13 protein-coding genes are annotated in these 16656 nt (G+C 69.4%); 9 read left to right on the top strand and 4 right to left on the bottom strand.

Annotated elements, in window-relative coordinates:
• Positions 1 to 64 precede the first annotated feature (64 nt).
• Positions 65 to 493: a hypothetical protein gene (locus tag VT85_RS08345; RefSeq protein ID WP_068413230.1), complete on the bottom strand. Its 429-nt coding sequence runs from the start codon at positions 491 to 493 to the stop codon at positions 65 to 67.
• Between the two features lie 191 nt (positions 494 to 684).
• Between VT85_RS08345 and VT85_RS08340 the strand changes: the two genes are divergently transcribed.
• The 3 genes from VT85_RS08340 to VT85_RS08330 all read left to right on the top strand — a co-directional run bounded on the left by VT85_RS08340 (position 685) and on the right by VT85_RS08330 (position 3709).
• A complete protein-coding gene (locus VT85_RS08340) occupies positions 685 to 1671 on the top strand; it encodes an aldo/keto reductase (protein WP_156513136.1) in 987 nt (328 codons plus the stop codon).
• Between the two features lie 108 nt (positions 1672 to 1779).
• Positions 1780 to 3093, top strand: a complete 1314-nt coding sequence (locus VT85_RS08335; RefSeq protein WP_068413224.1) for an MFS transporter — start codon at positions 1780 to 1782, stop codon at positions 3091 to 3093.
• On the top strand, positions 3086 to 3709 hold the full coding sequence (locus VT85_RS08330; RefSeq protein ID WP_068413221.1) for a hypothetical protein: 624 nt from the start codon (positions 3086 to 3088) through the stop codon (positions 3707 to 3709). The genes VT85_RS08335 and VT85_RS08330 overlap by 8 nt, the downstream gene beginning before the upstream one ends.
• Before the next feature lie 21 nt (positions 3710 to 3730).
• Here the strand turns inward: VT85_RS08330 and VT85_RS08325 are convergent, their stop codons facing one another.
• Both VT85_RS08325 and VT85_RS08320 read right to left on the bottom strand, forming a co-directional pair.
• Entirely contained in the window at positions 3731 to 6589 is a 2859-nt protein-coding gene (locus tag VT85_RS08325) for a molybdopterin oxidoreductase family protein (RefSeq protein WP_068421662.1), read from the bottom strand.
• 129 nt (positions 6590 to 6718) lie between these two features.
• Complete coding sequence (locus tag VT85_RS08320) at positions 6719 to 7753, bottom strand: YheT family hydrolase (RefSeq protein WP_068413218.1); 1035 nt, start codon at positions 7751 to 7753, stop codon at positions 6719 to 6721.
• A gap of 407 nt (positions 7754 to 8160) precedes the next feature.
• Here VT85_RS08320 and VT85_RS08315 point away from each other — a divergent pair, with 407 nt between their 5' ends.
• The 3 genes from VT85_RS08315 (at position 8161) to VT85_RS08305 (ending at position 12839) form a co-directional block, all read left to right on the top strand.
• Complete coding sequence (locus tag VT85_RS08315; protein WP_068413215.1) at positions 8161 to 9726, top strand: B12-binding domain-containing radical SAM protein; 1566 nt, start codon at positions 8161 to 8163, stop codon at positions 9724 to 9726.
• Between the two features lie 353 nt (positions 9727 to 10079).
• Positions 10080 to 11045 (top strand): acyl-CoA desaturase, encoded by a 966-nt coding sequence (locus VT85_RS08310; RefSeq protein ID WP_082858446.1) that lies wholly within the window; start codon positions 10080 to 10082, stop codon positions 11043 to 11045.
• Between the two features lie 630 nt (positions 11046 to 11675).
• Positions 11676 to 12839 (top strand): TlpA family protein disulfide reductase, encoded by a 1164-nt coding sequence (locus VT85_RS08305; protein ID WP_068413212.1) that lies wholly within the window; start codon positions 11676 to 11678, stop codon positions 12837 to 12839.
• 383 nt (positions 12840 to 13222) lie between these two features.
• On the opposite strand, the gene VT85_RS27470 is transcribed toward VT85_RS08305, so the two are convergent.
• Positions 13223 to 13462 (bottom strand): hypothetical protein, encoded by a 240-nt coding sequence (locus VT85_RS27470; RefSeq protein ID WP_156512751.1) that lies wholly within the window; start codon positions 13460 to 13462, stop codon positions 13223 to 13225.
• A 3-nt stretch (positions 13463 to 13465) separates the two neighbouring features.
• On the opposite strand from VT85_RS27470, the gene VT85_RS27465 reads away from it, so the two are divergent.
• The 3 genes from VT85_RS27465 to VT85_RS08295 all read left to right on the top strand — a co-directional run bounded on the left by VT85_RS27465 (position 13466) and on the right by VT85_RS08295 (position 16471).
• Complete coding sequence (locus tag VT85_RS27465) at positions 13466 to 14254, top strand: hypothetical protein (RefSeq protein ID WP_156512750.1); 789 nt, start codon at positions 13466 to 13468, stop codon at positions 14252 to 14254.
• Positions 14236 to 15012, top strand: coding sequence for a hypothetical protein (locus VT85_RS27460; protein WP_156512749.1), 777 nt, complete (start codon positions 14236 to 14238; stop codon positions 15010 to 15012). The genes VT85_RS27465 and VT85_RS27460 overlap by 19 nt, the downstream gene beginning before the upstream one ends.
• Positions 15013 to 15094: 82 nt before the next feature.
• Positions 15095 to 16471, top strand: coding sequence for a glycosyltransferase family 87 protein (locus tag VT85_RS08295; protein WP_068413209.1), 1377 nt, complete (start codon positions 15095 to 15097; stop codon positions 16469 to 16471).
• Positions 16472 to 16656 lie beyond the last annotated feature (185 nt).

Raw genomic sequence — 16656 nt, 5'->3', positions numbered from 1 at the left:
GCGTCGCGTCCTCCAGGATCGGGATTCGGGAGCGGACCTGAATCCGCCGTTGATCGTCGCCGCCTCATCGAGCCTTCGGGCGGCCCGTCAGCCGGCGATACCGCCCACCGCAGCGGCGGTCTGCGGATTGCTCGTGCTCCCGTCTCCAGCGCCGGCGGACGGCCAGAAGCCGTGGCGACTCGCGGCCGTAACAATGGACGTCCCCCTCGTGGCAGAACAGGAATTCGAGTCCACCGCCCTGGAGAATCAGGTCCGACTCGCGGAGTTGGAACGTCCCGTCGGCCTCGGCGTCCTCGATGAAGCGGATCAGGCGGCCCAAGGGGACGGGGACGTCCTGGGACTGCACGCGGGCGTCGAGGGCGCAGCCGAACCCGAAGGTCACGTGGATCGTCTCGACCCCCATCGCACGGAAGTCGTCGACCACGGAGACGATTTCGGCGTCGAGTTCTTCGAAGGTCGGATAGCCGGTCGTGAGTTCGATGATGGAATCCATAAGGCGGCCCTGATCGCGGGGCCGTTCGCTTCGATGGGTTGGGCCGGGCTCCGAGATCCTCGCTCCAGCCCTTGTCCTCGATTCTATACTGGAATCGACGAACCACCAATGACGACGATCGGTCGTCGGGCGATGGGCTCGTCTCACACCTCCGGGAACATCGATCGATGTCGCATGGATTTCGCCGAGAACTGCCGCTCCGCAAGCTGGGCGGCCTGGACGTGCGGGCGCCGGGATTGGGCTGCATGGGGATGAGCGAGTTCTACGACCCCGCGAGTCAGGACGAGGCCGAGTCGATCCGGGTGATCCACCGCTTCCTCGACGAGGGGGGCGACCTGCTGGACACGGCCGACATGTACGGCTCGGGGCGGAACGAGGTGCTCGTCGGCAAGGCGATCGCGGGCCGTCGCGATCGGGTGATCCTGGCGACCAAGTTCGGCAACGTGCGGGGGCCGCAGGGGGAGTTCCTGGGCGTCCGGGGCGATGCGGCGTACGTCAAGGAGGCCTGCGACGCCAGCCTCCGGCGCCTGAAGGTCGATTACATCGACCTTTATTATCAGCACCGGGTCGACCCCCAGGTCCCCATCGAGGAGACGGTGGGGGCGATGGCCGAGCTGGTCCGGGAGGGGAAGGTGCGGCATCTGGGACTCTCGGAGGCGGCGACCGAGACGATCAAGCGGGCGGCGGCCGTCCACCCGATCGCGGCCTTGCAGACCGAGTACTCGCTCTGGAGCCGGGAGCCGGAGCTGGCGATCCTGCCGACCGTCCGGGCGCTCGGGATCGGCTTCGTGGCCTACAGCCCGCTCGGCCGGGGCTTCCTGACGGGCCGGTACAAGTCGCCCGAGGACTTCGCGGCCGACGACTACCGGCGGAACTCGCCGCGGTTTCAGGGGGAGAATTTCCGGAAGAACCTCGACCTGGTGAAGGTGATCGAGGAGATGGCCGCCGCCAAGGGCTGCTCGCCGAGCCGGCTCGCCCTGGCCTGGGTGCTGGCCCAGGGGGTCGACGTCGTGCCGATCCCGGGGACCAAGCGGATCGAGTACCTGGACGAGAACCTGGGGGCGGCCGACGTGACGATGACGGACGAGGACCTCGGGAAGATCGACGCCCTGCTCCCCGCCGGCTCGGCCTCGGGCGACCGCTACCACGCCCAGGCGATGCAGGCCGTCAACAAATAAGCGGACGGTCGGGGGCGTCCCGGCAACTGGCCTTGGGTGCCGTCGCGCGTCTCTGGTAAAGTCGCATACGCCCAGGGGAGGGCTCGACGGACCAGGAGCAGAGCGGCGATGAAGACGCGCGGGCGGTGGCGGCTGTCGGTGATGATGGCCTTGCTCTACGCGGTGCAAGGCGTCTTCTGGCCGCTGCTGGGGGTGCACCTGGGGGAGCTGGGGATCGACGGCCGCTGGCGGGGGCTCATCTTCGCCTCGCAGGCGCTGGCGGCGACCCTCCTGCCGCTGGGCGCCGGGCAGCTGGTGGACCGGCTGATGCCGACGCAGACGTTCCTCGTGCTGGCCTACGGGATGGGGACGCTCCTGCTGGCGGCGCTGGCGTCGGGGTGGATCGTCGGGGCGGTCCCGCTCTTCCTGACGTTCCTGCTCTATTTCTCGATCATCATGCCGACGCACAGCCTGAGCAGCTCGCTGGCGATGCGGAACCTGGACGACCCGAGGCGCGAGTTCGCGTCGGTCCGGCTCTGGGGGACGGTCGGCTGGATGGCCGTGGGCTGGCTGGCCTCGATCGTGATGCTGACGCTCGGCGGCGGCCGGCTCGCGACCGCCGGGGGGATCCCCGAGGTCTTCTGGACCGCGGCGGCGCTCTCGCTGGTCATGGCCGTCTACTGCGCGACCCTGCCGAACACGCCCCCGCTCGCCGGCGAGACGTCCGGCCGGGCGAACCTCCGCAAGGGGGTCGAAGTGCTTCGCGAGAAGGACGTTCGGGTCTTCTTGATCACCGCCTTCGGCGTCTTCCTGACGATCCCCCTGGTCTACCAGGTGGTGCCGGCGTATCTGGCGGCGAGGGGGCTGCCGCGGCCCTGGATCTCGACGGCCATGTCGCTCGGCCAGGCCCCGGAGGTCGTCGCCCTGGCGGTGATGCCCTGGCTGCTGGGGCGGTGGGGCTACAAGGGGACGATGACCCTGGGCCTGGCGGCGTGGGTCCTGCGCTACCTGGTCCTGGCGACCCACCCGCCGCTCTGGCTGGCGGTGGGGGTGGGGGTGCTCCAGGGGGTCGGGATCGCCTGCTTCTCGATCGGCGGCCAGGTGTTCCTGGACGGGCGGGCGCCGACGACGCACCGGGCGAGCGTCCAGGCGATCTTCCTGATCCTCTCGACGGGGCTGCCGTCGTTCCTGGGGAGCCTCGCGGTGGGCGAATGGGTGCGGCGGATCTCCCTGGGGGACGACGTCTGGGTCTTCCTCGTCCCTTGCATCCTCGATGGTGCGCTGCTAGTTTATTTCGTGAGGGGGTTTCGATCGCAAACTCCCATCGCGGGTCGTTCCGGCGCGGCAGTCGACGACGACGCCGACCGCCTTCAACGACTCCCTGCCAGGCGAGGCGTGGTTGCGTGCGTCGGGAATTTGGTGACGGAGTCGGCCGATGGGTGATTATCTCCGCCTGTTGACCGTCGATGAACGCGACGTCCCCCTCGCCGTGTTGCAGCGGGCCGTCCCCTTCGGGGCGGTCTGGTCGGTCGACCATCCGGGCATGCTGGGGAACTACCTGGCGATCGGCCCCGAGGCCGAGGACCTGCACGACGTCTGGGCGACCGTCGAGCTCAACCCCGTCGGCCCCAACACCCTGGGGGCCGAGGAAGTCGCCGACTTCATCGACAGCCTGGAATCGGGCGGCCCCCCCTCGGCCGTCCGCTGGCTGGGCGACTACCTGGAGAGCGTCCGGGCGATCTACGCCATCCGGATCTATCCCGAGACCATCCGCAACCACCCCGAGGCGATCGAGGCGATCTACGCCGTCCGCGCCGCCCTTCGGGAGACGATCGGGGGCGTCGGCCAGTGGGACGGTCAGGGCTTCACGAACGAGGACGACCGCCTCGTCTGGACCACCCCCCGGACCACCCTGCGGGGCCTCACCGACGCCGCCCTCCTGGACGAATCCACCGGCGAATGGATCCCCTTCGAGCTCGACCTCGACGAGCCCCGCGCCCGCGACGCCTTCCTCCGCGGCGAGTTCCCCAAGCCCGGCCCCGCCCCCCGAGGGGCGTGAGCGCGCCGATCGCGGGACGACTCACGACGGGACGTTGAGCGCCTGGGGGGCGGCGTGGTCGATCCGGGTCCGAAGCCAGGTGGACTGGCGGTGGTTCCGGGACGAGGCCTGCGCCAGGTCTGATTCCATCTCCCGGTCGCGGAGGGCGAGGGCGGACGCGGACAGGACCTCGTAGGCCAGCTTCAGCTCCTGTGTGAGCAGCCAGAGGTCGTGGAGGTCGCGCACCAGGCCGAGGCTGCCGCCGCGAGGGCCCCGGAAGAGGGCCGCGTGGAGGTTCTCGGGCTCCTCGTCGCTGGTCTCGCCGTGGCGTTCGGCCAAGGGTTCGAGGAGGCGGCCGTTCTCGTCGGACCAGGAGGCCAGCATCCGGGTCGTCTGGAGGACGTCCGGCTCGTGGCCGTGGCGATCGGCCACGAGCCGGAGGGACTCGGCGAGATGCGCCTCGCTCCGCCTCGCCAGGCCGAGGTAGTTCGCCACGTGCCGCTTGCCGGCGGTGGACGCCTCGACGAGCTTGGCGGCCGAGCGGACGGCCGCGACCGCCGAGCCGACCCCCCGCGCGACCGCGCCGGCGACGTCCCCGGCCCGGGTCGCGATCGAGACCTTCGCCAGGCTCACGGCGGCGTACTTGAAGTGGGGCTGCTTGCTCACGGGGTCCCATTCCGTGAGCGTCAGCTCGTTGGCGGCCCGGGGGCGGTCGGTGTAGTCCCAGTACCCGTAGTGGAACGGGACGAAGGCGTGGCCCGGGAGGATGTCGCCGATCCTGGCGGCGACCCGGATCCGGCCCCGGCTCGAGGCCACCTCCACCAGGTCCCCCTCGGCGATCCCGAGCGTCTCGGCGTCCTCGGCCGCGATCTGCACGTAGGCGTCGGGCGCGGCGGCGTCGAGGGCCCGCGACCGCGCCGTCTTGGTCCGGGTGTGGAACTGGTAGACCACCCGCCCGGTCGTGAGCCGGAAGGGGTAGTCGGCGTCCGGCTCCTCGTGCGGCGGCTCGTAGTCGGCCGGCTTGATGAGCGCCTTGCCGCCGGGGTCGCTCGCCCTGTAGAGCTCGGGGCGGACGAGGCCGCCGGTGATCAGGTCGTGGCCGTAGGTCTCGCAATAATCCGCCGACGTCGGGAAGACCCCATCCTCGTAGAGCCGCTCGCGGCCGTCCGGATAGCGATCGTTGCAGGGCCACTGGAGCGGGCCGCGCGCCAGGCGGGCGTAGGTCATCCCGGTGTAGTCGCAGGGGCGGCCCCGCGTGCATTCCTTCCAGGCCTCGAAGGCCCCCTCGGGGTCGGACCACTTGATGAGAGGCGCGCCGTCCTTGTCGCGGAAGTCCATCCGTCGGGCGTAATCCAGGAAGATGTCGAGGTCGGATCGGGCCTCTCCGGGGGGCTCGACCGCCTTCTGGGCGAGGTGGACCGTCCGGTCGACGTTCGTGAAGCATCCCGTCTTCTCGCCCCAGAGCGCGGCCGGCAGGACGACGTCGGCCAGCTCGGTGGTCTCGGTCGCGAAGGCGTCCTGGGCCACGACGAACAGGCCGGGCTCGGCGAGGATCTCGCGGATCCGGTGCAGCTCGGGGAGCGAGACCGCGGGGTTGGTGGCGCTGATCCAGAGAAGCTTGATCGAGCCGGTCTCGGCGTATCGGAAGATCTGCATCGCGTGGGTCGGGGGGGCCCAGTGGGGGATGACGTCGGGATCGACGTTCCAGAGCCGGGCGAGCTCGTCGACGTGCGCGGGGTTGTCCCAGTTTCGGAAGGCCGGCAGGTCGCCGTCGGCGCCGCACTCGCGGGTGTTCTGCGCCGTGGGCTGGCCGTTCATCTGATAGAGGCCGCAGCCGGGCCGGCCGAGCATCCCCCGGATCAGGTGGAGGTTGTTGACCTGGCACGCCGCGGCCGTCGCCTGCATCGACTGATACACCCCCTGCAAGACCGTCGAGACCAGCGACTTCGCCCCGCCGAGGATCGCCGCCGCGGCGCGAAGGGAGTCGGCCGGCACGCCCGAGACCTCGGCGACCCGCTCGGGGGGCCAGCTCCGGACGGCCTCCTCCAGGCGCTCGAAGCCGACGGTGTGGGCCGCGATGTAGTCGCGGTCGACCTGGCCCGCCTCGATGATCAGGCGGATCAGGCCGTTGAGCACCGGGACGTTCGTGCCGAGCCGGGGGGCGAGGTGGACGTCGGCCTCCTTCGCGGTCGCCGTGGACCGAGGGTCGATCACGACGAGCCGGGGCGGGTCCGGCCCGCGCCGGCGGTCGAGGATCCGCGCCCAGAGGACGGTCTGCTGCGAGGCGACGTTGTGGCCGATGTGGAGGATCGCCTCGGTCGCGTCGAGGTCCGCGTAGGAGCCGGGCTGGCCGTCGGAGCCGAAGGTCTCCTTCAGGGCCGCCGCCGCGGTCGCCGTGCAGAGCCGGGTGTTGCCGTCCATGTGCGGCGTCCCCAGGCCCGCCTTGCCGATCACGCCGAGGGTGTAATACTCCTCCAGGAAGAGTTGCCCCGACGTGTAGAAGCCGATGGCCCCCGACGTGAACCGGTCGCGGATCTCCCGGGACCGCTCGACGACCAGGCCCATCGCCTCGTCCCAGGTCGCCTCCTCCAGCCGGCCGCCGCGGCGGATCAGGGGCCGGACGAGGCGGTCGGGGCTGTTGTTCGCCTCCCAGCCGTGGAGCCCCTTGGGGCCGAGCCGGCCGCGGTTCACCCGGTCGTCGGCCCGCCCGCGGACGCCCACGATCCGGCCGTCGCGGACGCCGACGTCCAGCCCGCAGCCGTTGGAGCAGAGCACGCAGGCCGACGCGACCCACCGCTCCGGTTCCGCCGTCGTACGCTCGTCCACGCGGGACGGCCAAACCCCCTCGAACGGGGTCCGCCCGCCCCAGACGTCGGCGATGCTGTCGCGCGTCTCGCCCATCGAAGGCCCCTTTCGGATCGCGCCGCGGCTCGTGGGATCGTCGCGCCGATCCCAGAGGTCCCGAGGCAAACCGCGGGCCGTGATGAAGGAATCTTCATGGCCCTGGAGACGAGGGCCTCCACCCGCCCGTCACCCGCCCCAGCGCCCGGCCAGCCAGGCGGCCAGTCGGGTCTCCAGCCAGCGGCGGTCGCCGAGCCAGGGGCGTCGGCTGACGTAGCCGAGGTGGCCGCCGTGGGGGAGCAGCTCGAACCGGACGTTCGGGGGGAAGGCGACGGCCTCGAAGGCCGAGGCCGGGATGAACGGGTCGTCGGCGGCGTGAACGACCAGGCCGGGGACCGCGATCTCGGGGACGAGCGGCCCGGCGCTGTTGCGACGGTAGTAGTCCTCGGCGTCGGCGAAGCCGTTGCGGGGCGCCGTGTACCGGTCGTCGAAGTCGTACAGCGAGCGGACGTCCTCGATCTCGGCGGGGCCGAGGTCCGGGAAGCGCTCGTGCAGCCTGCGCACCTGGGCGCCCAGCCAGCGGACGAAGCTCCGATCGTACACGCGGTTCTCGGGGCGTCGCATGGCGCGGCAGCAGAGCGACAGGTCGATCGGCGGGTTCGCGGCCAGGACGCAGTCGATCCGGGCGCCCGGGTAATCGGGCCGGGAGGACTCGGCGGCCAGCTTGAGCGCCTGGTTCGCCCCCATCGAGAAGCCCGCGACCGCGATCGGCGATCCCGGTGCGCGTTCCGCCAGCCAGTCGACGACCGCCCGGACGTCCTCGGTCCGGCCGGCGTGATAGAACCCCCGGGCCAGGCCGAAGCCCTCCCCCGCCCCGCGCAGGTTGACCCGGACCACCCGGACCCCCAGGTCGTCCAGGCGGCGGGCGAACCGCACGAGGTACGAGGCTTCCGCCGTGCTCGCCAGCCCGTGCAGCAGTACGGCCGCCGGCGCGCGCTCGCCCCACCCTTCAGGCAGCGACTCCCTCACCCGGAGCCGATCGCCGTCCGGCAGCGCGATCGTCGCCGCCTTCGAAGGCCGCGGCGAGCGGTTCGGGCCCAGGTAGCGGCCGACGATCGTCTGGGCGTGCCCCCCCCGGATCCAGGGATGGGGCGCGAAGGCCGGGATCTCGGCGGCGAGGCCGCGCCGGGGGACGGCGGGACGGAGAATCGGAAATCGTGGCATGAAATGTGATAAGAAAACGGAGAGTCCTCACCTGGCTCCGCCACGTCAAAGGCGTCGGGCCGGCCTCGGGCCGTCGTCCCGATCCCCGGCCGGTCCACGGGTTCGCGGAACGCGTGGCGCCCGAAGGGATCCCGCCGGAACTCGGTGGAGTCGAGTGAGGAGTCTCGGAAAACGCGGTGGAAACTCGCGGGAAAGGACGCCGGTCGTCCTCGCCTCGCGGTCGGCCCCAGGGAGACGTTCTTATTGTAGGAGCGATCCGGCCGACGACGACCCCCGCCAGGCGTCGTCCCCCGAAATCGCGGTTGGCATCTGGGCAAGGCGCTCCCGCTGGAATAACATGTTCATTCTCGGGAACTTGCGCACCTCCCTGACTTACCCGACTCCAGGACGAGAGGGATGGGCAGTATATGGCAGACATCGTCATCATCAACCCCCGGTTCGAGCCGTCGTACTGGGGCATGGATCATCTTTTGCCGTTCATGGGGAAGGCCGCGAACCTGCCGGTCGCCTGCCTCCCCCTGCTCGCGGCGCTGACTCCCGAGGAGCACACGGTCACCCTGCTCGACGAGAACGCCGAGGAGATCGACTTCGAGCGCTGCGCCAGGGCCGACATCGTGGCGATGACCGGCATGAGCGTCCAGCGGTTCCGCATGAAGGAGATCCTCGGCGAGTTGAAGGCCCGGGGCTGCTTCGTGGCGATCGGCGGCCCTTGGATCACGGTGCAGGAAGACTATTTCGACGACGAACCGGCCGACGCGATCTTCATCGGCGAGGCCGAGGAGACCTGGCCCCAGTTCCTGAGGGAATGGAAGCAGGGCCTGAACCAGTATCGCTATGAACAGGTCGAGAAGACCGACATGACGAAGGTGCCGACGCCCCGCTTCGACATGCTCGACATGAAGCGGTACGCCTTCGGCAGCCTTCAGTTCTCGCGCGGCTGCCCGTTCCAGTGCGAGTTCTGCGACATCATCGTGACCTTCGGCCGCCGGCCCCGGATCAAGACCACCGAGCAGGTGATCGCCGAGCTGGAAGCCATCTGGAAGACCGGCCTGCGGATCGCCTTCGTCGTCGACGACAACCTCATCGGCAACAAGAAGGCGATCAAGGAGGTCCTCCGGGAAGTCGTCGTCTGGCAGCGCAAGAACGGCTACCCGCTGAGCCTCTTCACCGAGGCCTCGATCGACCTGGCCGACGACCAGGAGCTGATGGACCTGATGGTCGAGGCGAACTTCGTCGCCACGTTCATCGGCATCGAGAGCCCCAGCGAGGAGTCCCTCCGCGAGACCAAGAAGTTCCAGAACGTCCGCGACGGCGGGACGCTGCTGGAGAAGGTCCACCGCATCCAGAACTCCGGCATGGAAGTCTGGTGCGGGATGATCATGGGCTTCGACAGCGACGACGTCGGGATCTTCGAACGCCAGATCGAGTTCATCCAGCAGAGCCGGATCTCGTTCTCCATGAGCGGCATGCTCTCGGCCATCCCCAAGACGCCGTTGCACGCGAGGCTGGCCGCCGAGGGCCGGCTCGACCCCGCGGACCGCTCCGAGTTCGGCACCAACGTCATCCCCCTGAAGATGTCTCGCGAGGAACTGCTCGACGGCTACTTCGAGGTCCTCAACCGGCTCTACGAGCCCCAGGCGTACTTCGACCGGACCGACGCCCTCTTCATGAACCCGAACTTCGACTACGGGATCACCCTCAAGAAGAAGTGGTGGAAGATCTCGCGCCGCTGGTTCCTCTCGGAGATGCAAAGCGCCGTCGAGGGCCTGGGCCTGTTCGCCCGGCTGATGAAGAACGTCCCCGAGCCGGAACTCCGCAAGGAGTATCGCAAGCGATTCATGAACTTCATCAAGGTCCACCGCCGCCCCGGCCTGGTGATGTTCTACGTGTTTCACATGGCGATGCACTACCACACCTGGAAGATGGCCCGCTCAATGTCCAGCCGCAGCCAGCAGCTCGTGAACTCGTTCTGACGACGGCCCTCGGGGGCGGAAGGACGACCTCGTCTCCGCCCCCTTCTCCTCTCCCCCATCCCTCGCAAATCCCGGCATCGGGCGTTTTCGAGGGCCTCGCTCGGCAAGCCCCCGGAACTTCGTGAAAAATGGTACAGCCGGGCGAGAGCCGAGCGAATCGGTGTCCGTTCTCCTGCGAGCGAAACCCCAGCATCACGACTTGGGCCGGCGACGCGCGGCTTCTCGATGATTGAGGAGTCGACGCAGGTTTGGTTCGTTCCGCGCCGGCTCCTCAACAGCCCGCCGATCCCCGCCGACGGCGGCCGAAAGCTCGTCGCGGAACTCTCCTGGAAAGCTACTCAAAAAGGTTGACTATGAGCACTACGACGACCGCGCCGCCGGTCCAGAAGCGCTTGGCCTGGGCCCCGATCCTGTACATGGGGGGGCTCCACGTCCTGGCGCTCTTGGCTCTGGCGCCGGCCTTCTTCTCCTGGTCCGGTCTGTTCCTCTGCCTGGCCCTGCACTGGCTGACCGGCGGGATCGGCATCTGCCTGGTCTATCACCGGCTGCTCACGCACCGCAGCTTCCGACTGCACCCCAAGTGGCTCGAATACCCGCTGACGATGATCGGCATGATGGCTTCGGAGGGAGGCGCGATCGGCTGGGTGGCCGACCATCGCCGCCACCACGCCCATTCCGACGAGGAACAGGACACGCATTCGCCCTTGCAGGGGTTCTTCTGGGCGCACATGGGCTGGTTCATGGTGACGGATGAGAATTCCCGCCATACCGACGCCTACTACAAGCGATGGGCGCCCGACCTCTTCCGCGACCCGATCCACCGCTGGCTCGACAACACCTTCATCCTCTTCCCGCTGGGCCTCTTCGCCCTGCTCTACGTCGCCGGCCAGTATTACGGCGGCCTGGGGATGAGCTGGATGATCTGGGGCGGGTTCGTCCGCACCATCTTCGTGCTGCACACGACCTGGCTGGTGAACTCGGCGAGCCACATCTGGGGCTACCGCAGCCACGCCACCCGCGACCAGTCCACCAACCTCTGGTGGTGCGCCGCGCTGACCTACGGCGAAGGCTGGCACAACAACCACCACGCCTTCCAGACCTCGGCCCGCCACGGCCTGGACTGGTGGGAGGTCGACCCGACCTACATGGCGATCCAGGCCATGCGACTCGTCGGCGTCGCCAGCGACGTCAAGCTCCCCAAGATCCGCAAGAACGCCGACGGCTCGCTGATCGAGACCGACGTCCGCCCGGCCGTCCCGCCGACCACCGCCGCGACCCCGCAGGAAGTCCTCGCCGAGGTCCAGGAAACCCACGTCTGACGACGAACGGGTCGATCCGCGAACGAACGAATGTACGAACAAGCCGTCGACCGCCGCGAGCGACCCTCGCGGCGGTTCGTCGTTTCGAAGGGCCGCGCGGCCCCGGCCTTGTCATTCCGGCCGCCAGCGGCGATGATGTCGTCGATCCCGGGCGTCGATCCGGCGTCGGGGATCATGCGGCCCTAGCTCAACGGCAGAGCAGGGGACTCATCAATCAAGCGCGAGCGAAGAATGGTGGCGTCGGGGGGCGACCCCTGAACGCGAACCGGGTGAATTGCGGGAACCCTAAACCTCCGCGAGGGGGCACGGCGATCCGCAGCCAAGCCTGGCCGGGCTAACGGTGGCCAGGAAGGTTCAGAGACTAGCGGGGTGAGCCCCAACGATAACCCCCGCCGAGAGCGCCCGGCCTCCCCTGCCCCTCCGGGGTCAAGGCGAGGATGAGATAGTCCAAGCCCCGTGGAAACGCGGGGGCCCTTGAATCCCTTGGTTGCAGGTTCGAATCCTGCGGGCCGCATTGCCGCCGATCGCCATCGCGAAAGCTCGACTCGATCCCGTCCCGATCCGATTCGATCCGCCTCGGTCGTCCCCACCCGTGTTTCGTCTCCTCGTCCTTCGTACGGGAGCCACGCCGTGTCGACCTTCGCCCCCCTGCTCCGCCTGGCCGTCCTCCTGGCGACCCTCGGGACGCCCCTCGACGAGCCTCGCCCCGAGGAGCCTCCCCTGGGCGAGCGCATCGGGGCTCTCAAGCAACGGTTCGAGACGCGCGAGGAGGCTTTCACGGTCGAGCTGCGCGCCGCCAACTCGCTGGACGAGAAGGCCCGCCAGCAGAAGATCACCGACGAGAACGAGGCCTTTCAGCGCGATTGGTTCGCGATGATGGACGAGCTTCGCGCCCTGATCCGCGCCCATCCGGCCGATCCCGCGACGCTTGACGGGCTGATCGTCCTGACCGATACGATGCGGAGTTATCTCGACCCGGATCTCGTTCGGATCGTGAGCGAGCACTTCCGGAACGACCCCCGGATGGGGAAGCTCTGCGCCGCCCTCGCCACCCGCGAGGACATGACCGGCCTCCTCGGCGAGGTGGCCGGGAACCATCCGGAGCGGGCCGTTCGGGGGCAAGCGACCTACGCCCTGACCATCTGCCATCGCTACGCGGCCGATGAATCCTTCGGCGCCCAGGGGCAGACCGAGGCCGCCAGGAAGGCGCGGCTCGATCGGGCGAATGCGGAGTTCGAGCGGGTCGTCGCCGAGTTCCCGGACGTCGACTCGGCCGACGGCGACTTCAAGTTGGCCGACAAGGCGAAGGCCGAACTGGCGAGGATCGCGAACCTCCCCAATTTGAAGGTCGGCAAGATCGCGCCCGAGATCGTCGGCGAGGACCTCGACGGCCGTCCGCTGAAGCTCTCGGACCATCGCGGCAAGGTCGTCGTCGTCTGCTTCTGGGGGACCTGGTGCGGCCCCTGCATGGCGATGGTCCCCCATGAGCGCGAGCTGGTCGCGCGGCTGAAAGCGGAGCCGTTCGCCCTGCTCGGCGTCAACTCCGACGAGGCCGACGATCGCGAGAAGGCCCGCCAGGCGACCCGCGACAAGGAGATGACCTGGCCCTCGTGGTGGGACGGCGGCTTTCGCGGGGGCATCCAGACCGCTTACGACGTCCGACACTGGCCCACGGTCTACATCCTCGACTCCGCCGGCGTCATCCGGGGTGTCGACGTGCGCGGCGAGGCGCTCGACAAGGCCGTCGACGAGCTTCTCGCGGAGATGAAGAAGGCCGCGGCGAACGTCCCCTGAGACCCGAACCGCAACCCGGTCGGGCCACGACTTTGCACGCCGACGGCCGCCGGTGCTATGATCCGGTCGGCGTGGATCGGGGGCGCTGGGCCCGACCGCCAGGCTTCCCGACCTTCCGCGAGCCCCTCGATGATCGACGACGATCCCATCCCGTTCGCGGACGTCCCGGAACCGCGGGCGACCCCCTTCCCTCGCGTCGAAGCGGCTGCGGAAGCGCCGGCGCCCGCGCCGATTCCCGTGGTCGTGCGGCGATGGCCGCGACGCCTCGCCGCCGTCTTGATCGTCGCGGCGTCGCTGGCGCATGGCTGGGCGATCTGGCGAGGGCTGGGCGGTTGGGAAGGCATTGATGGCGACTGGGTGCCGTGGCGGGACGATCATCCGCTTTATTTCCACAGCGCGCTGGTGACGCGGGCCTTCCTGGCGCAGTCGGGGACGACGGCCGGATATGATCCGACGTTCATGGCGGGGTATCCCAAGAGCGTGGTCTTCCCGGCCTCGTCGACGCTCCCCGAGGCGGCCGTCTGGGCGTTCGGGGGGGCCGGCCCGAGCGGGCGTTCAAGCTCTACCTGCTGCTGGCGGCGGCCGCCGCCCCGTGGCTCGTGGCATGCGCGGGGTGGGTGCAAGGGATGGGACGAGGGGCGATCGCGACGGCCGTCATCCTGTTCCTGGGATACGTCTGGACGGACTGGCCGATCAACTACGTCGGCTTCGGGATGCTCCCGTATTTCGTGGCGGCGCCGACCTGCCTGATCGCGGCCGGGATGTTCGGCCGGTTCGTCGACGTCGGCGGCTTCGGACGCTGGCTGGCCGCCGCCCTGCTCTGCTCGGTCGCGTTCCTGATGCACCTGACGGCCGGGATGCTGGTCGCGCCCGCCGGGGTCCTGGCGTACCTGGGGGTCTGGTTCGCGAGGCGTCGGCGCGGCGAGGGGCTGCCGATCTCGCGGCACCTGGGAGTCTGGGCGGTCCCGGTGGTCGTGCTGGCCCTCAACGCTTTCTGGTGGGCGCCGGCGTTGTGGCTGTCGGCCACGAAGGGGGAGAGCGGCTTCGCTTTCGTCCACCCGGAAGGCTCGATGTCGCGGATCGTCCAGCTTTTCACGAGCGAGGCGCCCGCGGAGCTGATCCTGGTGGGACTGGGCCTGCCGGGGCTGATGGTGCTGGCGACTCGCGGGCTGGGCCGCGGCCTGGCGCTGGCGGGGGTGGCGGCGGCGGGCTGGTTCTGGGCCTACACGGCGGCCGACCTCCGCGCGCTCGACTTCCTCCAGCCGGGAAGGCACACGTTCGCCCTCTATTCGGCCCTGGCCGTGGCGTCGGGGCGGCGGGGTCGGCGGTCGTCGCCCGGCTGCGGCCGAGGCCGGGGGCGGCGGGCTCGGAGGCCGTCCGGCTCGATCGCTGGGCCGTGTTCGCGGCGGTGCTGATCGGGGTCCGCATCCTCGGGACGCCGGCCGTCGGCTCGATCCGTTCTCGGGTCCTGACCGAGCCGACGTTCCTCTCGACGCAGCCCCCTCCCCGGTTCTTCTGGATCCTGAAGCGGTTCCAGGAGAACGTGAAGCCGGGCGAGCGCGTGCTCTACGAGGAAGGGGGCGAGGACGTGCCGGGCTCGCCCGACCCGTTCGGCGGCGGGCGGTTCAGCGGCCTTCTGCCCTGGAAGACCGGGGCCGAGCTGATCGGCGGGCCCTACCTCCGCGCGAACCTCAAGACGAACTTCACCCAGTTCGGCGGCGACCGGCTGTTCGGCCGTCAGGGCTGGGACCGGGCGTTCTTCGAGCGGTACGCGAAGGTCTATCGGCCCCGGTTCCTCCTCTGCTGGACCCCCCACGCGCGGCGGTTCTGCCGCGACAACCCGGACCTGGCGACGATCCTGGACGACGACGGTACGCTGTTGTTCGCCCGGATCGAGGGGTTCGACGGCGACGCGATCCGAGGCTCGGCGCGGGTCGAGGCGAGTCCGGGGAGGTTGGTGGTCCGGGAGATGGTCCCCGATCTTGACGGTTGCGTCGTCTTGCGGTATCACTCCGTCCCGAGCTTGCAGGCCCAATCGGCCGTGCCGGTCGACGAGGAATACGCGGAGGAAGACCCGGTCCCATTCATCCGGGTCCGGCCCGCCGCGGGGGTCTCGGAGGTGACGCTGGAGATGGCGCCGCCGATCCGGGTGCCCTGGTCGTCGAGCCGGTGAAGGGCTCCCACACAGTCCGCGACGAAGCACGCGTTGCCTGCTGATTCGTTCCGCGCGGCTTTCTCCAGGGAGGGAGTACGCTGTGCCCGAGATCGACACCGAAGCCAAGCGCCGCGCCATGGGACGCCTCACGCAGCCCGTTTTCTGGGGCATCTGGGCGGCCGTCGTGGTCATCGCGGCGGCGTTCTACTACCCCAAGGCGGCCGACTCGCGGAGCGCCTTCGTGCGGTGGCAGCCCCAGGTGCTGAAATTCTGGGAGGGGACGAACATCTATGACAAGATGTACTTCCCCAACCCGCCGATCATGCCGATCACGCTCTATCCGCTCATGACCCTGCCGCCGGTCGCCGCGGCGATGAGCTGGTTCTTGATCAAGGCCGCGCTGACGTCGATCACGCTCCTGATCTGCTTCGACGCGGTGCGAGTCCGGGGCAAACCCCTGCCGCCGTTCTTCCAGACGGCGGTCCTGCTGCTGGCCCTCCGGCCGATCCTGGGGGACCTGCACCACGGCAACATCAACCTGCTGATCCTCTTCTTCCTGGCCGCGATGTTCCAGGCCTGGCGGAAGGGGTTCGACAGGCTGGCGGGGCTGTCGCTCGCCCTGGCGATCTCGTTCAAGGTGACCCCCGCGCTGTTCCTGCCCTACTTCGTGTACAAGCGATCGTGGCGGACGGTGGGCTGGACGATCGCGGGACTCTTCCTGTTCCTCCTGATCGTGCCGAGCGCCGTGATCGGACCCCGGTTCAACGCGCTCTGCCTCTCGACGTGGTGCCAGCGGATCGTCACGCCGTTTCTGGTCGAGGGGAACACCAGCCCGCAAGAGGCGAATCAGTCGATGGTCGGCGTCATGACCCGGATGCTGACCGAGATCGAGCCGGGGACGAACCGCTACGACGTCCAGTTCGACCTGAACCTGGCGGCGCTGCCGCCGGATTTCGTCGCCGGGTTGGTCAAGGTGGTGAGCCTCGCCTTCATCGCGGCCCTGGCCTTCTTCTGCCGCGCCAAGGATCCCGACCGCACGAACCTCAGCTATCTGGGGGAGATCTCCCTCGTCGTGCTGGCCATGCTCTTCCTCTCCGAGCGGAGCTGGAAGCACCACTTCGTGACGATGGTCTTTCCGTTCACCTTCCTGATGGCCGAACTCTTTTCGCCCCGGACCCCGCTCCGGGCGCGTCGAGGGATCTTCGCGGCCCTGGTGGCGTCGTTCCTGCTGATGGCGAGCACGTCGAGCGAGTTCGGCGGCCTGTTCGCCCACGGCAAGGGCCATGAGATCGCGCAGGGCTACGGCATGTTCATGTGGTCGGCCTTCGTGCTCTTCGTCGCCGTCGCCTGGCGGCTTCGCAAGCTCGACCCCGGGACGGACGGCCTGGAAGCCGCCACGTCTTCCCCCCCGCCCTCCCCGGCGACCCTGGGCTCTCCCAAGTTGGGGATGTCGCACCGGAACTTCGCGGCCAAGTAAGAGACTCGCCCACAGAGGCGTCGGATTTCAAGCCGGCCTTAGGTCGCGCCAGCCGCCTTCGCGCTGGTCCTCCCCCTCCTCCGGCCTCTCGGGCCAACCTCCCCCGGGAGGCGGGAAGGACGTCGTCCGAGCCTCCAGCCCCCTTCCGGGACGGAATCCAGGCCCGGCGCGGCTGCTCCTGCATC

Origin of the sequence: Planctomyces sp. SH-PL62 (genome assembly GCF_001610895.1) — a bacterium.
In the GTDB taxonomy this organism is placed as follows: Bacteria; Planctomycetota; Planctomycetia; order Isosphaerales; family Isosphaeraceae; genus Paludisphaera.
Note: the sequence above shows the minus strand (reverse complement) of the source record. Positions and strands in the feature narration are given on the sequence as shown.

What these genes read in the sequence shown, in the direction of transcription:
- VT85_RS08345 (WP_068413230.1), bottom strand. Translation starts at nt 493, where the DNA reads ATGGATTCCATCATCGAACTCACGACCGGCTATCCGACCTTCGAAGAA.
- VT85_RS08335 (WP_068413224.1), top strand. Translation starts at nt 1,780, where the DNA reads ATGAAGACGCGCGGGCGGTGGCGGCTGTCGGTGATGATGGCCTTGCTC.
- VT85_RS08330 (WP_068413221.1), top strand. Translation starts at nt 3,086, where the DNA reads ATGGGTGATTATCTCCGCCTGTTGACCGTCGATGAACGCGACGTCCCC.
- VT85_RS08325 (WP_068421662.1), bottom strand. Translation starts at nt 6,589, where the DNA reads ATGGGCGAGACGCGCGACAGCATCGCCGACGTCTGGGGCGGGCGGACC.
- VT85_RS08320 (WP_068413218.1), bottom strand. Translation starts at nt 7,753, where the DNA reads ATGCCACGATTTCCGATTCTCCGTCCCGCCGTCCCCCGGCGCGGCCTC.
- VT85_RS08315 (WP_068413215.1), top strand. Translation starts at nt 8,161, where the DNA reads ATGGCAGACATCGTCATCATCAACCCCCGGTTCGAGCCGTCGTACTGG.
- VT85_RS08310 (WP_082858446.1), top strand. Translation starts at nt 10,080, where the DNA reads ATGAGCACTACGACGACCGCGCCGCCGGTCCAGAAGCGCTTGGCCTGG.
- VT85_RS27465 (WP_156512750.1), top strand. Translation starts at nt 13,466, where the DNA reads ATGGGACGAGGGGCGATCGCGACGGCCGTCATCCTGTTCCTGGGATAC.